Annotated in this window: 10 protein-coding genes and 2 pseudogenes; 3 read left to right on the top strand and 9 right to left on the bottom strand. The window is 74.5% G+C overall.

The features are described 5' to 3' along the window. Positions 1 to 201: 201 nt before the first annotated feature. From ABT008_RS17370 to ABT008_RS17350, 5 genes are all read right to left on the bottom strand, one after another. On the bottom strand, positions 202 to 1878 hold the full coding sequence (locus tag ABT008_RS17370; RefSeq protein WP_350697238.1) for a right-handed parallel beta-helix repeat-containing protein: 1677 nt from the start codon (positions 1876 to 1878) through the stop codon (positions 202 to 204). A gap of 171 nt (positions 1879 to 2049) precedes the next feature. Next, on the bottom strand, positions 2050 to 4143 hold the full coding sequence (locus tag ABT008_RS17365) for an APC family permease (RefSeq protein ID WP_350697237.1): 2094 nt from the start codon (positions 4141 to 4143) through the stop codon (positions 2050 to 2052). Between the two features lie 5 nt (positions 4144 to 4148). Beyond that, a complete protein-coding gene (locus tag ABT008_RS17360) occupies positions 4149 to 4544 on the bottom strand; it encodes a hypothetical protein (RefSeq protein ID WP_350697236.1) in 396 nt (131 codons plus the stop codon). Positions 4545 to 4801: 257 nt separating this feature from the next. Continuing rightward, a complete protein-coding gene (locus ABT008_RS17355; RefSeq protein ID WP_350697235.1) occupies positions 4802 to 5572 on the bottom strand; it encodes a DUF5995 family protein in 771 nt (256 codons plus the stop codon). A gap of 82 nt (positions 5573 to 5654) precedes the next feature. Continuing rightward, positions 5655 to 8540: a helix-turn-helix transcriptional regulator gene (locus ABT008_RS17350; RefSeq protein WP_350697234.1), complete on the bottom strand. Its 2886-nt coding sequence runs from the start codon at positions 8538 to 8540 to the stop codon at positions 5655 to 5657. Between the two features lie 137 nt (positions 8541 to 8677). Between ABT008_RS17350 and ABT008_RS17345 the strand changes: the two are divergent. After that, positions 8678 to 9916, top strand: a pseudogene (locus ABT008_RS17345) (adenylate/guanylate cyclase domain-containing protein); the annotation flags it as partial. Positions 9917 to 10648: 732 nt separating this feature from the next. Here the strand turns inward: ABT008_RS17345 and ABT008_RS17340 are convergent. Together ABT008_RS17340 and paaI are read right to left on the bottom strand one after the other, a co-directional pair. Continuing rightward, positions 10649 to 11215, bottom strand: coding sequence for a dienelactone hydrolase family protein (locus ABT008_RS17340; protein ID WP_350697390.1), 567 nt, complete (start codon positions 11213 to 11215; stop codon positions 10649 to 10651). A 166-nt stretch (positions 11216 to 11381) separates the two neighbouring features. Then, positions 11382 to 11744: pseudogene (gene paaI / locus ABT008_RS17335) on the bottom strand (hydroxyphenylacetyl-CoA thioesterase PaaI); the annotation flags it as partial. Between the two features lie 250 nt (positions 11745 to 11994). Here paaI and ABT008_RS17330 point away from each other — a divergent pair. Next, positions 11995 to 12753, top strand: a complete 759-nt coding sequence (locus ABT008_RS17330; RefSeq protein ID WP_350697233.1) for a class I SAM-dependent methyltransferase — start codon at positions 11995 to 11997, stop codon at positions 12751 to 12753. A gap of 27 nt (positions 12754 to 12780) precedes the next feature. Here ABT008_RS17330 and ABT008_RS17325 read toward each other — a convergent pair whose 3' ends face one another. Further along, positions 12781 to 13116, bottom strand: a complete 336-nt coding sequence (locus ABT008_RS17325; protein WP_176094417.1) for a hypothetical protein — start codon at positions 13114 to 13116, stop codon at positions 12781 to 12783. Positions 13117 to 13201: 85 nt separating this feature from the next. Beyond that, complete coding sequence (locus tag ABT008_RS17320; protein WP_502890446.1) at positions 13202 to 14479, bottom strand: MFS transporter; 1278 nt, start codon at positions 14477 to 14479, stop codon at positions 13202 to 13204. A 179-nt stretch (positions 14480 to 14658) separates the two neighbouring features. Here ABT008_RS17320 and ABT008_RS17315 point away from each other — a divergent pair, with 179 nt between their 5' ends. Next, positions 14659 to 15645, top strand: coding sequence for a LacI family DNA-binding transcriptional regulator (locus ABT008_RS17315; RefSeq protein ID WP_350697231.1), 987 nt, complete (start codon positions 14659 to 14661; stop codon positions 15643 to 15645). The last annotated feature ends 22 nt before the right edge of the window (positions 15646 to 15667 follow it).

Raw genomic sequence — 15667 nt, 5'->3', positions numbered from 1 at the left:
CTCGATCCGGGATCGAGTGGCTGGCGTCGCGCTACGAGGCCACTCGATCCTGGATCGAGCGTGATCTTGCGGAGAAAACGACGGTCACCGGCCCAGGACGGAGGTGCCGGGCCCAGGACGGCGGTGCCGGGGCGGACGGGACCGGCCCCCCGCGCCCGGTCACGAAGGACCGGGCGGCGGAGGGCCGGGCGTACGAGTGGATCAGCGGAAGCAGTGCGCCACGGGCACACGGCTCCCCTCGCAGTTGGTGGGGCTGTTCTCGATGACGACGGTATCGTCGTCGATCTTGATCTGGGCCCGCTCGACGTGCACGCCGCCGGCCTGCCCGGTCGCCCGGTTGCCGGTCACCTGGCTGCGATAGAGCGAGGCGGTCCCGGCGGTGACGAACAGCCCGGCACCCAGGGACTGCGGCCCGACCGCCGCGTTGTCCTGCACGTCGCTGCCGCGCACCAGCAGGTTGGACTTCTCGGCGTAGATGCCGCCACCGTTGCCTCGGGTGGTGTTGTTCTGGATCACGCTGTCGTCCAGCGGCAGCAGGCCCTGGACGGTGGAGATGCCGCCACCGGCCACCGCGGCCAGGTTGTCCCGGATGGTCATCTGCCGCAACACCAGCACCGCGTCCGAGTTGGCCAGGCCACCGCCGGTCTGGGCGCTGTTGCCGATCACCGCGCTGTCGAAGACCTTGGTACGCGCGGAGAAGCTGGCCAGGCCACCGCCCTGCCCGGCGTTGTTCTGCACGAAGGTGGAGGAGTACACGTCACCGGCGGCCCGGAAGTTGGCCAGGCCGCCGCCGTAGCTGACCGCGCTGTTGTGCCGGAACTCGGTGCGGTGCATGGTCATCACGCCGCCGTTGAGCAGGCCACCCCCCTTGCCCTGGGCGCCGGCGGCACGGTTGCCGATCAGCCGGCTGTCGCTGATCTGGAGGTTGCCGTCGTTGAAGATGCCTCCACCGCCGCCCTCGGCGGAGAGCGAGGTGCTGTTAACCACGGTGACTCCCTCGACCACCGCGGTCGCGCCGTGCACCACGAAGAGGCTGCCGCCCTCCACCTTCGACCGACCGTTGCGCAGGGTCACGTCACGCAGGGTCAGCTCACCGCCGTCCCGGACGGTGAAGAACCGGAACTCCTCGGCGTCGGCGGCGCGCACGATGGAGGCGCCGGAGCCCTCGATGGTGATGCCGTGATAGATGACCGGCAGTCCGGCCTTGTCGTCGGCCGGATCGCGCGGCGGTGCCTCCGCGTCGCCCGGGGTCTCGGCGGCGTCCGCGGCCTCCCGCGCGTCGCGGATACCACCGTCGTACTCGTCGACCTGCGCGAAGGCGTGGGTCAGGGTGTAGGTGCACTCCTCGGCCAGGCGCAGCGTCGCGCCACCCTCGGCGTTGGCGCGTACCAGGGCCGCGATGAGTCGGGCGGAGTCGCACGGCACCTTGATCGTCTCGGCCCGCGACGGACGACCGTTGCGGGCCGGCCGGTCGGCGGACGCGTCGTCGCCACGTCCGGTGGCGGCGCCGTCGCGGCGGCCGTCCCACCCGCCGTCCGGTTCGCCGCCGTCGTGCCGCCACTCGGGGCGTTGCCGGTCCGGACGCTGCTGGTCCGGACGCTGCTGGTCCGGACGCTGCTGGTCCGGACGCTGCTGGTCCGGACGCTGCCGCTCGGAGTCGGGATCGGGGCTGGCGTCCGGGACGCCGGGGACGTCGGAGTACATCGCGGCGGGCCGCTCCGGGCTCGACGCCGGTGTGTTGTTCTCGGTGGCGGAGGCGACGGCGGTCACGCCCGCCGCTCCGACCACCAGGGTTCCCGCCATCAGGCCGCCGGCCAGCAGCCAGCGGGACCGCCGTCCGGGTCGACCCGACCCGGGGCTGCCTCGGTAGGTGGACATCAAGGTTCCTGCCTCTCGTGCATGCGAAGACACGGCCGCGCCGAACCGGGCGCGGGGTGGCGGACGTCGCCTCCGCCACCAGAGGTCACCGTACGGCGATCAAAGGTTCAAATCCGGCATACGTGAATAAGTACGCCACTCGCGTTCATGTTGCCTCAGAGAGGACCCGAATCATCCGCCGACGTGGATGCCCGGCCGCCGGGCCGGGTCCGGCTCGGACTTGCGCAGGATCTCCCGGACCACCGGCGGCGTGTCGCCCCGCCCCAGGATCAGATACCGCAGCAGGTGCGCGATCGGGTTGCCCTCGGACCACTCGAAGTGCGCGTGCGGGCGTACCCCGGTGGCGTCGCGCAGCGCCAGCAGGATCGCGGCGATGGCGTTCGGCGCGGCCGGGCTGCTGGCCCGCAGCACCCGGTAGCCGCCCACCTCGACGCCGCACACCCGCAGCACGTGGCGGAACCCGGACGGGTCCACCACGTCGATCTCCAGGAACAGCACGTCGGTCGCGCCCGGCACCGGGTTCAGCCCCCGCTGGGCGCGCTCCTTGATGGTGTACTCCTTGACCGCGCCGCTGCGCCGCTTGTGGGCGATCACGTGCAACCGGCCGTCGTGCGCCACCGAATCGGCGACGAAGCGCCGCGCCACCTCGTCGAACTCGACCCGCTCGGCCCGCAGCTCGGTGGTCCGGCTGACCCGGGAGACCAGCGAGACGGCGATGATGCCGAGGATGAACAGGCCGGAGATGGCGATCCCGTCCGGCTTCTCGATCACGTTCTCCACCAGGGCGTACACCAGCACCAGGGTGAGCACGGTGAAGCCGACGGAGGCGGCGCGCTGACGGCGGGCGACCGCGGCGATGGCCACCGCCACCGACGCGGAGACCATCATCGCCAGGATCCCGGTCGCGTACGCGCCGGCCTGCGCGTCCACGTCGGCGCGGAAGAGGACGGTCAGCACGATGCAGACCAGCGTGTAGACGATCACCACGGGCCGTACCGCACGTGCCCACTCCGGCGCCATGCCGTACGAGGGCAGGTAGCGCGGCACGATGTTGATCAGCCCGGCCATCGCCGAGGCGCCGGCGAACCAGAGGATCAGCACGCTGCTCAGGTCGTAGACGGTGCCGAACGCCTCGCCGACGTGTTCGTGGGCGAGGTAGGCCAGCGCCCGCCCGTTGGCCGCCCCGCCCGGCGCGAACTGCTCGGGTGGGATGAGCAGCGTGGTGACGAAGGTGGTGGAGAGCAGGTAGACCGACATGATCAGCGCGGCGACGGTGAGCAGTCGCCGGGTGTTGCGGATGCGCGCGGCCAGCCGGGCCTCGGCGTCCCGGCCCTCCCCGGCGACCAGCGGCATCATGCTCACCCCGGTCTCGAAGCCGGAGAGTCCCAACACCAGCAGCGGGAACGCCAGCGCCGCGGTCAGCGCCACGCCGCCCGGTCCGCCACCGCCCGTGGTCAGCGCCGCCGTCCAGTCCGCCAGCGGGGCGGGATCGGCGACGAGGTCGGTCAGCGACACCACCACGATCACCGCGTTCAACGCCAGGAACACGGCGACCAGTGGCACCGCCACCGCCACCGCCTCCCGGAAGCCGAGCAGGAACACCCCGCCAAGGATCAGCAGCAGCACCACGGTGACCGTGACCGCCACCGCGGTCCCGCCGAACGCGTCCGGCAGGTACGGGTTCTGCAACATGTGCACCGTGGCGTCTGCCGAGGAGAGCGTGATCGTCACGATCCACGAGGTGGCGACGAAACCGAGCAGCACCAGGACGAAGACCTTGCCCCGCCAGAACGGCAGCAGCCGTTCGAGCATCGCCACCGACCCCTGGCCGTGCGGGCTGTCCCCGGCCACCCGGCGGTACATCGGCAGCATGCCGAACAGGGTCAGCGCCACGATCAGCAGCGTCGCCAGCGGGGAGAGCGCCCCGGCGGCCAGCGCGGCGATGCCGGGCAGGTACGACAGGGTGGAGAAGTAGTCGACGCCGGTCAGGCACATCACCCGCCACCAGGCGTGCGACCGGGTCTGCCCCTCGGCCGTCTCCGGTCCGACCGGCTGCACCTGGTGCACGAACAGCCACTGGCGCAGCCGGCTCTCCGGCCGGGCCGGGCCGGACGGTACGGCGACCCGGTCGGGCACGGCGACCCGTGGACCGGCCCGTTCGCCGGGGCGGGTGGGGTCCCGCGCGGCACGCAGCGACGGTTCCGGTGTCCCGGACGCCGGGCGGCGCCGGTCCCGGCCCCGTCGCGCTCTGGTCCCGTCCCCCATCGCGGTCAGCCGCCGGGCGGTGCGGCCAGCGCGCGGGCCAGGGCGGCGGGGTCGTCGACGGTCACCGTCAGCCCGGGATGGCGCGGACGGCCGCCCGGCAGCAGCGCCGGCACCGGTCGCGCGAAGCGGACGCAGAGCCCGGTGGCGGTGGAACTGCCGAAGGTGACGCCGAGGTCGGCGGCGGACAGGCGCGGACCGACCACCCGCCACCAGCGGTACGGGCCGGTGGTCTCGGTGTCCAGGACGTTCGCCCGTTCGGTGCGCAGCCGCCAGGGCCCGAACCGCACCGTCAACGTGTCGCCGTCGACCCGTACCCAGGCGGTGGAGGGCCGTACCCCGAGCAGGGCCAGGAGCGGGCGCAGCGGCGGGTCGAACCGGAACGGGAAGCGGTGTGTGGTCATCCCCGGACCCGCCGGCCGACCCGGTCCCCCGGCCGACTCGGACGAGGCGGTGCGGCGGGGCGCGGGCGGGGCCGTGCGGCGGGACGCCGGAAGGCAGCGGTCATGGGCGCCGCGTACCCCGCGAAGGCCGGCCGACACCCCCCTGGCCGGCCGGCCTCCTGTTCCCCCCGTGCTCACAAACCGGGCGACGTCGCCCGGGCGGGTCGGATGCCCCCGTGCCTCGCCGTCGGGCGAGACGCGGGGACCCCCCGTCCCGGCTACTGCAGGAATGCCCCGAGGGGCGACAGCAGCAACCGACCGAGCGCGGAGGCCGTCTGGTCCAGCCGCGCGCGCTCGCGCTCGTGTCGATGCGGGTCGTGCCGGCATCGCCAGATCCGTTGTGCGTTGCGCCAGGCGACATCCCGGGTGTACTCGATCAGCTCACCCTGGTACCAGTCGTCGATGTCGCCGTTGACCATGTCGATGAGCAGCTGCCACTGCTCCAGGTAGCCCCGGCGCAGGCCGGGGATCTTGTCGGCGAAGATCCGGTTGATCTCCAGGTAGTCGCGGTGCTGGTCGCTGCCCTCGACCGGCTCCGACTCCAGGTAGTCGAACGTCGTGACCAGGGCGAACGGCAGGTCGAAGTTGATGTGCGCGTTGACGCCGGCCGCCGCCGACGGCAACGGCCGGGCGTCCGGGCCGCGCATCCGCTCGAACAGGCAGGCCCACGCCCTGGGCGTACCGGGGCTGGAGTCGCTCCACATCCGCAGCGCGTCGAAGTAGCGGGCGGCGAACTCGACGTCCAGCCGGGACAGGAAGACCGGGTCGACGAACCGATCGGCGTAGAGGCCGTCCAACACGCTCGTGGTGATGGTGAGGTAGAGCTTGTTGAAGTCGGCCAGCGGGCAGCTGTCCAGCAGCGGTGGCAGCCGGACCAGCATGTCCTGGAGCTTGGTCAGGTGGTCGACGACGGCGGGCACGTCGGCCGGGTGATCGGCGAGCAGGTCCACGATGTCCCGGTGCACTGGCCCCCAGACCGGTTCACTCACGCTGCCCCCTCGCTGCTCCCGGCGCCGCGATCCGACGCCGGGCACAGCCTTTCAGGCGGGGACACCGCCGACATCAGTAGAACTACGTATCCGACACCGACACCCGACTACGCAGGAAGATGGCGCTCGCCTGCACCCGGGTACGGACGTGGAGCTTGTCGAAGATGTGCGAGACGTGCACGCCGATGGTCCGTTCGCTGATGAACAGCCGCTGGCCGATCTCCTTGTTGGTCAGCCCCTCGGCCACCGCGGCGAGCACCTCGTGCTCCCGCGCGGTCAACGCGGCCAGCTCGTCGCCGGCGCCGGGCGGCGGCTCGACCCGGCCGGCGGGGCGTTCCTCCAGCTCCACCCGGGCCCGGCCGGCGAGGGTACGGATCTCCTCGGTGAACGGCACCGCGCCGAGTCCCTGCGCCATCTGGTACGCCTCCCGGAGCAGCCGGCCGGCGGTCGCCGTACGGCGGCGGCGGGCCAGCAGCGCCTCGGCCTGGCGCAGTCGGGCGTAGGCCGCCGGATACGGATGGTTGCGGCGATCCCACTCGGCTGCCGCCCGTCCCCACAGCTCCGGGTCGCTGTCGTCGAGTCGGCTCACCTCGGCGGCGCAGAGCGCCAGGTAACCGTCGACGACGTCGCGCACCGGCCGGGCCGCGGGTACGCTCCGCCCGGCTACCCGGTCGGCGATCTCCCGCAGTCGGCGTACCGCGCTCTGGTCGACCGCGACGGTGCGGCTGGCGTGCGCCTCGGCCTCGGCTCGCAGCCCGTGCCAGACCAGCACGGCGAGGATCACCAGGTCGTCGGAGCGGGTCTCGGTCAGGCCGCGCTGCACCGCATGCCGGGCCACGTCGTGCCGCCCCTGCCACATCGCCAACCCGGCGCGCAGGGTGAGCAGCGGGATGACGTGCCGGGCACCGCCGCCGGCCAGCATGGTGGCCGCCGCGTCCAGGTCCCGGTCGGCGGCCTCGACGTCGCCGTACCCGACCGACAGCTTGCACCGGGCCAGCAGCAGCTCGACCGCGTCCGCCCCGGACGGGCGGTGCCGCAGCGCCGCCGCGATGACCTTCTCCGCCTCGGCCCACTGCCCCACCCGGAACAGCCCGTTGGTGGCGACGGCCAGCAGCCGGGTCTCGTAGGCACGACCCAACCCCAGCTCGGCCACCCGCTCGGCGCCCCGGCGGGCCACCACCACCCCCTCCTCGAGGATGTTCAGCGGCCCGGTGAGCAGCTCGGCCAGGTGCAGGTAGGCCCGTGCCACGTCCTCCGGGCGACCGGCCCGCTCGGCGGTGTCCAGCGCCCGCCGCAGCACCGCCAGGCCGGCGTCCGGATCCTCCAGGTACGCCTCGGAGAAGCCCAACGCCGCGCTGGCCAGCACCACCTCGGTGGTGGCTCCGTCGACCTGCTCCGCCAGGGCCAGCGCCTCCCGCGCGCGCTGGCCCGCGTCGGCGTACCGCCCCAGGTCCACCAGCAGGTCCGCCAGGTGTGCGGCGGCGGCGGCCCGCTGTCGGGGCGTGCAGTCCGCGGCGTCCAGCGCCTGCTGGTACTCCACCTCGGCCAACGCCGACCGTCCGGCGGCGGCCAGGTATCGCGCCCGCCGGATGTGCAGCTCGCAGGCGGGTGGGCCGGTGTCGGTGGCGGCCAACTCCTCCAGCAGGGCCAGCGCCCGGGCGTACTCGCCACTCTTGTGCGCGGCCTCGGCGGCCTGACCCAGCAGCGCCGCCCGGTCGACCCCGGCCCTCCCCTGGCTCAGCTCCACCGCCACCGACCAGTGCCGGTGCGCCTCGGCGTAGCCGTACAGCCGCTCGGCCTCCTCGGCGGCGGCCACCGCCGCCGGCAACGCCCGCTCCGGCTCACCGGCCAACCGCCAGTGGTGCGCCAGCCGCGCCTGGTGCAGCTCGCCCGGCGCGGCGGTCAGCGCCTCGGCGTAACGCCGGTGCAGCAGGGCGCGTTCGGCGGGCAGCAGCTCGTCCTCCAGCACCTCGGCGACGAGCCGGTGCCGCAGCCGGTAACCGTCCTCGGAGCCGACCAGCAACCGGTGCGCGACGGCGGCCCGGATCGCGACGAGCAGGTCCTGCTCCGGCAGCCCGACCACCTCGGTGAGCAGCCGGTGCTCCACCGGCTCGACCCCGGCGGCGACCGCGTGCACGGCCTGGTGCGCCGGTTGCGGCAACGCGTCCACCCGGGCCAGGAAGACCTCGCGCAGCGTGTCGGACAGGTCGTCGCGGCCGTCGCGCAGGTCCCGGGACAGCTCCTCCACCACGAACGGGTTGCCGCCGCTGCGCTGCCACAGCCGGTCGGCCGCCTCGGGCGCGAGCGGGGCCCGGACGACCGCCGCGGCGAGTTCCTCGGTGGCGGCACGGTCCAGCGGCGCCAGGTCCAACACCCGCACCGACCGCAGCCGACGCAACTCGGTCAGCACCCGGCGCAGCGGATGCGCCCCCTGCAACGACTCCGACCGCACCGCCGCCAGCACCGACAGTTGCAGGTCGCCCAGACCGGCGAGCAGATAGAGCAGCAACTGGCGGGTGGTCCGGTCGACCCACTGGAGGTCGTCCAGGACCAGCACCAGCGGGCGACCACCGGCGATCACGCCCAGTCCCCGGGACACCCGCTCCAGCAGCGCCCCGGCACCGTCCGGCCCGGTCGCGCCCTCGGCGAACACCCCGAGCAACGCGCGCACCGACGCGGTGGCGGCCGGCGGGAGGTCGGCGTCGAGACGCCGCAACGCCTGCCGCAACGGGTGCAGCGGCGAGGCGTCGCCGATGTCCAGACAGGACCCGGTGAGCACCAGCGCCCCGCCCGCGCTCAACTGCCCGCCCACCTCGTGCAGCAGCCGGGTCTTGCCCACGCCGCTCTCGCCGGTGAGGAAGACCCCGGCGGTGTTTCCCGGCGGAACGTCGTCGAGCAGCGCGGCGCGTACCGTCGCCACCAGGTCGGCCCGACCGACGAGCGGTGTGGTGTCCACGTCGCTGGCCATGGCTCGCAGCCTAGTCACAGCCGCCGCCCCCGTTCTACCGCCGCCGCGCCGCCCCTCCCCCACTCGCGTCGACATTGCGACCGAAGGTTGCGCTCGGCCGACATACGTCGTTCGGCAGATCCGCCGTCGGACCGGGGATGACAGTCTCCGGGACATCGTTGGCACGTACGGGGGGAGAGGCAGGTGCGATCTCGATGCCCATGTCGATTGTCGCAGGTCAGCCGGCCCAGCGGAGGCGCTGGCCGGTAGCCGAGGAACGACGGACGGTCACTGTCCTCTTCGTCGACATCGTCGGGTCGACACGTCTGGTCGACCGGCTCGACCCGGAGGACGTCCGCACACTGCAACGCGTCTACTTCCGCACGGTCGCCCGGGTGCTGCGGCGCTGGGACGGCGTGGTGGAGAAGTACGTCGGTGACGCGGTGATGGCGCTGTTCGGTGCCCGGACCGGGGACGGCTTCGAGGCGTACCGGGCGGTGCGGGCCGGGTTGGAGGTCCAGCGCGCCCTGGATCGCCGGCCGCTGGCCACCGCGCCCGGGCTGCGGGTCCGCGTCGGGGTGGCCACCGGCGAGGCCGTGGTGGACCTGGCCGCCGGGCGCGACGGCGGGCACGGCATGGCCAGCGGCGCGGTGATCACGCTCGCCGCCCGCCTCCAGGAACACGCCCCGCACGGCGGGGTGGCGGTCTGCGCGGCCACGCACCGGGCCGTCGCCGGACTGATCGCGCTCCGCCCGGTGCCGGCGGTGACGGTCAGCGGCAAGACCCTGCCGGTCGGCGTCTGGCACGCCGTGGGCACCGTGGCGCCCCGACCGCCGCGCCACGACACGCCGCTGGTCGGCCGGCACCGGGAGCTGGCCGCCGTCCGGGAACAGCTCGCCGAGGCGGTACGCGGACGCGGCGTACGGCGGCTGGTGCTGACCGGTCCGCCGGGCAGCGGACGGAGCCGGTTGCTGCGCGAGCTGGCCCGCAGCACGCCGACGCTGGACGGGGTGCCGGTGCGGTGGTGCCTGACCGCCTGCCCGCCGTATCCGGACGGGCCGCTGGCACCCGTCGTGGAGCTGGTGCGGACGCTGGCCGGCAGCCGTACCCCCGCCACCGGCACCGACGTGCTCCGCGACCGACTGGCCGCCGCCCTGGGCGGATCGGTGTCGGGCGAGCACCTGGCGGCAGCATTGGACACAGTGGACGACCTGGTGACCGGCGGCGGGGCCGCCGGTGCCCGAGCGGCGATGCGCTGGCGGGACGTCCTGCTCGGGCTGGCCCGCCGACAGCCGGTGGTGGTGGCCGTGGACGACCTGGACCGGGCCGCCCCGGCACTGCGCCGGCACCTGGACGCCCTGGTCGACCTGGCCACCGCGGACGGCCTGCCGCTGGTGCTGGTCGGCACCGGGGCGGGCGTCGACTCCGCCCGGCCGACGGCCCGGGTCCGGCTGCGTCCGCTCGACGCGGTGACCGTCGGTCGGCTGCTGCGTCGCCTGCTGCGCCGGGCCGGTCAGCCGGCCGGTCTGGTGGGGCGGCTGATCCCGCTGGTCGGCGGCAATCCCGGACGGGCGGTGGCGTACGTGCGGTCGCTCGCCGGGGCGGACCCGGCGCGGCTTCCCGTGCCGGAGAGCATCCGGCGGGCCGCCGAAGCCCGGCTGGACCGGCTGGACGGCCACCGGCGGGCCGCTCTGATGGCGGTCGCCGCCCTTCCGCCCGGCTGTCCCGTCGCGGACCTGGCGCGGGCACTCGGCTGGGCGGCGGCGCAGGTGGAGGCGGCCCTGCGTGCGCTGACCGGGGCGGGCCTGCTCGTCCGGCTGCCCACCGGCGGGCGCGCGTTCGTCGACCCGGCGCTGCGGGAGGTCGCCCTCGCCCGACTTCCCCGGGCGACCCGGGCCACCTTCACCCGCCGGGCCGGTGTCCCGGCCACCGACGCGCCACCTCCCGAGCCGGCAACGGCACGGCCCGCAGTCGCGCGGGCGGCATCGACGCATCCAGGATCGGTCCGTTCGGGACCGGCACGGTCGCAACCGGCCGCGAGGTCGGCGCGGTCCGCATCGGCGGCGAGGTCGGCGCGGTCGGCACCTGCCGCGAGGGCGGCGTCGGCCGCAGGGTCGGCGAGGGCGTGGTCAGCGAGCGGCCAGGAAGGACAGCGCGCGCTCCCAGGCGAGCGCGGTGGCGGCCGGATCGTGGTCGGCCTCGGCCGGATCGGTGAACAGGTGACCCGCACCCGGGTAGCCGTACCCGGTGACGTGGGCGCCGGCGGCGGTCATCTCCCGCCGCCACTGGTCGACCTCGTCCGGCGGGTCGTACGGATCCGGGTCGGCCAGGTGCAGCTCGACCGCCAGCCCGGGCCGGACGTCGGCGGGCGCGCCGCCGGTGCCGTGGAACAGCAGCAGGCCGCCGCTGTCGGGGCGTTCGGCCAGCATCGCGCCGGCCACCCCGGCGCCCATCGAGAACCCGGCGAGCACGGCGTCGGGCGGGAGCCCGTGCAGCGCGGCCCGGGCGCGGTCCAGCACGGTCTGCTGCCCGATCCGGTCGAGCAGGGCGAATCCCTCCTCGACCGTGTCCACGGCGGGTACCCCGTACAGGTCGGGCGCGTGCACCTGGTGTCCGGCGGCGCGCAGCCGCTCGGCGGCGTCCCGCACCGCGGGCCGCAGCCCGTACACGGAGTGGAAGAGTGCGACATGTCCCATTCGCTCATCGTGCCGGACGGCACCGACACCTCCGGCCCGGCGCGCGCGGGCACCCCGGTCAGTCTCGGCCGGCGCCGCCCGGTCCGCCGGCCGGTGCCTCCGAGCCCGGTCCGTCGTCCGGCCGCGCCGGAGCCGTTACGCCATCCCGGGCACCGGCGTCCGGCCGGAGGACCCGGCTGTGCCCCCGGAACTCGGCGACCACCTGCCCGTCCGCGCGGCTCACCGTGACGTCGTAGATCCCGCTGCGGCCGTACCGGGTCCGTTCCGTGGCCCGGGCGACCAGCACGTCCCCCTCGCGGGCCGGACGGACGAAGGTGATCTCGCCGCCGGCCGCGACGGTGGCCGGGCCGTGGCTGTTGCAGGCCAGCGCGAAGGCGGTGTCGGCGAGCAGGAAGACGAAGCCGCCGTGGGCGATGCGGTGGCCGTTGACCATGCTGTCGGTGACCCGCATCCGGGCCGTCGCGGTGCCGTCCACGGCGCTGACCAACTCGATGCCGAGTCGGTTCGACGCCATGTCGGCCTCGAACATCTCGTGCGCGGCGGTGCGGGGGTCCACCTGGCTCCCGACTGTGGTCGGCGGGGCCCTGCGCCCCGGGGGACCGCCATCATGCCACCGTCGACCCGGGCCTCCGGCGCGGTGGGTCCGCGACGACGACCGGGCCGGATCGGTGTCCCCGATCCGGCCCGGCACTGATCATCGCCCCGCCATTGTCTCGCAGTTGCACATTGTTGGCAACAAGGCTGGACAACGGCCCGTCGATGTAACTAGCCTGCACGCCATGAGTCCTTACATCACCGATGCCGCCGCGTGGCAGGAGAGCTGGGACCGGCAGCAGGAGGCGTACCTGCCGGACCGGGAACACCGCTTCACCGCCATGCTCGACGCGGTCGAGGCGGTCCGCGAGACCACCCCGCCGCGACTGCTGGACCTGGCCGGCGGCACCGGCACCATCTCGCTGCGCGCGCTGCGCCGCTTCCCCGACGCCGAGGTGACCCTGGTCGACCTCGATCCGGCGCTGCTCGCCCTCGCCACCGCCTCGCTCGGTGACCGGGCCACCATCGTCACCGCCGACCTCACCCGGCCGGACTGGGTGGACGCCCTGCCGCATCGCGGTTACGACGCGGTGCTCACCGCCACCGCGCTGCACTGGCTGCCCGCCGACCGACTGACCGGGCTCTACGCCGAGGTCCGCGAGTTGCTGCGCCCCGGCGGCCTGCTGGTCAACGCCGACCACATGCCCGACGACACCCTGCCCGAGCTGACCAAGCGCCTGCTCACACGAGCCGAGGCGCGCCGGGCGGCGCGGTACGCGGCGGGTGCGGTGCCCTCCTGGGCGCAGTGGTGGGAGCACGCCGCACAGGACCCGGAGCTGCGGCCCCTCGTCGAGCGTCGCCACGCCATCTATCCGACCGGGCACAGCCAGGAGTGGAACCCGCCGGTCTCCTGGCATCTCGGCGCGCTCTCCGAGGCCGGCTTCACCGAGGTGGGCACGCTCTGGCGCGGCGGCGCGGACGCGGCGGTCGTCGCCGTCCGGTAACCGCACGGCGGCCACCGGACGGACCGGTCAGCGGGCCCGGCGTTCCGGGTGCGCCCGGTTCCAGGCCCGCATCCGTTCCGGATAGCCGACCTTGGTCGCCTCGTACAGCGGGATCGCGTGCTTACGGGCCATCTTCCCGGCGGCCCGGGGCGTCCCGGTACGCCGCCGGATCCACTCGCCGTCGTGTGCGATGGCGACCACCGTGGTGTCGGTGGCGGTGGTCTCCGGTTCGAGGTAGAACTCCACCCCCTGCCGGCTGGTCGCGAACTCCTCCAGCGAGGCGAGGTCCTCCGGGGTCGCCTCGCGGTCCAGTTTCGTCGGGGTGCCCTCTGCGGCCCGGGGCCGCCGGCTGAACCAGCCCATGCCCGGCTCCTCTCCTCGGCGTACCTCCCAGTCCAGCACCCGGACCTGGCAGTTCCCTGGACGGCCGGTGCACGGGCCCTGGTCGCTACGCCTCCGGCCGGGGCGAACCCGCCCGCTCCGGCTCCGGGGCGCCCGCCCGCTCCGGCTCCCCCGTGGCGCCGGAGACGGGCGGACGGGTGACGCGGACCAGCAGCAGGGTCGGCAGCAGCAGCAACGGCACCACCAGCAACGCGTGCAGGGTGCCGATCCGATCGCCGAGCAGCCCCAGCAACGGCGGACCGGCCAGGAACGCGGTGTAACCGATCACCGCGACCACGCTGACCCGGACGTGGGCGTGTTCCTCCTCGTCGGCGGCGGCGCTCATGCCGACCGGGAAGCCGAGCGACGCGCCGATCCCCCACAGCACGACACCGACCACCGCGACCGGACCGGAACCAGCCAGGATCGCCACCCCGGCGCCGACGATGGCGAGCAGGATCGTCACGGTCAGCACCGGCACCCGCCCCCACCGGTCCAGGGCCACCGTGCCGAGCGTGCGGCCCACAGTCATGCCGGTGACGAAGACGGCGAAGACCGCGGCGCCGGCCGCCTCGCTGAAGCCGTACCCGTCGATGAAGGCGACCGCGATCCAGTCGTTGGCGCTGCCCTCGGCGAACGCCGCCGCCAGCACCACCAGACCGATGAGCAGGGTGCGCGGTTCCCGCCAGGCGGCGAGCAGGGACGTGCGACCGCCACCGGAGCCCTCGCCCTCCGTACCGGGTGCGGCGGGCAGGAACGCGCGGGCACCCAGCAGCGTGCCGGCGAGCACCACCGCCGCCAGCACCCCGAGGTGGACGGCGACCGGCAGGCCGAGCCGGGCGGCCCCGGCGCCCAGACCGGCACCCGCCACCGAACCGAGACTCCACGCCGCGTGGAAGCGGGGCATCACCGTCCACCCCAGGCGGCGTTCGACGATCGCGCCCTCGATGTTCATCGCCACGTCGCAACTGCCGGAGCCGTACCCGAGCGCGAACAGGCCCACGGCCACCCCGGGCAGGGAGCCGGCCACCGCCGACACCCCCGCCACGCTGAGGCCGAGGGCGACCACGGTGGTGGAGAACACCACCGCGCGGGCCGCGCCGAGGCGCTGGGTGAGCAGGCCGGCGGTGGGCATCGCGACGATCGCGCCGATCGACATGGCGAGCAGGAGCAGGCCGAGACGCCCGGGGCTGAGTTCCAGCCCGTCGCGGATCGCCGGCACCCGGGAGAACCAGGTCGCGACGGCCAGCCCGTTGAGTGCGAACACCACCGCCACGCCGTTCCGGGCGGCCAGCACCGCCCGAGGCGGGCCGGAGGTGACCGGCGGTGTGGCGGGCGTGCTGATGGCGGGATCCATGGAACTTCCCGGTCCTCTCGACGGTGGTGGGGGCGCAGGCCACGATCACACACCTGGGAGCGCTACCACCACAATCCACCTCCGGTCCTTACCCCTGGACCTCCGGCGAGGCATGATGCGGGTGGGAGCCCGCGTACCCGGCGGGCCGAGCGCAACAGGGAGACACCATGACCACGGCACGCCGGCCGGCAACCCTGGACGACGTCGCCCGAGCCGCCGGAGTCTCCCGCTCCACGGCGTCCCGGGTCATCGCGGGCAACGGGTTCGCGTCACCGACCGCCCGGGAGCGGGTACGCACCGCCGCGGACGAGCTCGGCTACGTACCCAACCCGGCCGCCCGGGCGCTGGTGCACGGCACCGGCGTACGGCTCCTGGTGGCGGTGGCCGGCACCGACCCGGCGGTGCTCGACGACAGCTATGTCGACCAGGTCCTCGGCGCCACCGCGCGGGTCTGCGCACCGCACGGGCTGGGCGTCACCGTCGACTGGGTGCCGCTGCACGCGCCGGAGCGGCTGGTCCGGTTGACCGACGACCGGGGGGTGACCGGCCTGATCCTGGTCAACACGACCCCGGCGCTGCTGGAGCTGGTGCCGCGCCGGCTGCGCGGGCGGGCCGTGTCGATCGGGGTCGGCTCGGCCACCGTGCCGTCGGTGGACATCGACAACGGCGGCGCCACCGAGGCCATCGTCCGCCACCTCTACGCCGGCGGTCGCCGACGGATCGCGATGGTCACCGGTCCCCCGTGGCTGACCTGCGCCAACCGCTCGGTGGACGCGTACCGGGGGCTGATGCGCGACGCGGGCCTGCCGACGCGCGAGGTGGTCGGCGACTTCTCCGTGGAGCGGGGCCGCGCCGCCGCCCGCGAGGTGCTGCGCCGCTGGCCGGACACGGATGCGATCGTCGGGATCAGCGACGCGACCGCGTTGGGCGTGATCGGTCGGCTCCGCGCCGACGGCGTGCAGGTGCCCGGTGACGTCGCGGTGACCGGCTTCGACGACATCCCGCTGGCCGCCGTGACGGCTCCGGCCCTGACCACCGCCAGTCACCCGGTACGCCAGATCGCCAGCGCCGCCGCCACCATGGTGCTGGAGCACCGGCACGCCCCGATGTGCACCCGCTTCCCGTCCGCACTGGTACGCCGCGACAGCGCCTGACGTCACAACCTTTCAGGATATC

Source organism: Micromonospora sp. NPDC002389 (genome assembly GCF_040296095.1).
Lineage (GTDB): Bacteria > Actinomycetota > Actinomycetes > Mycobacteriales > Micromonosporaceae > Micromonospora.
This window is presented reverse-complemented; position numbering and strand designations above follow the sequence as displayed.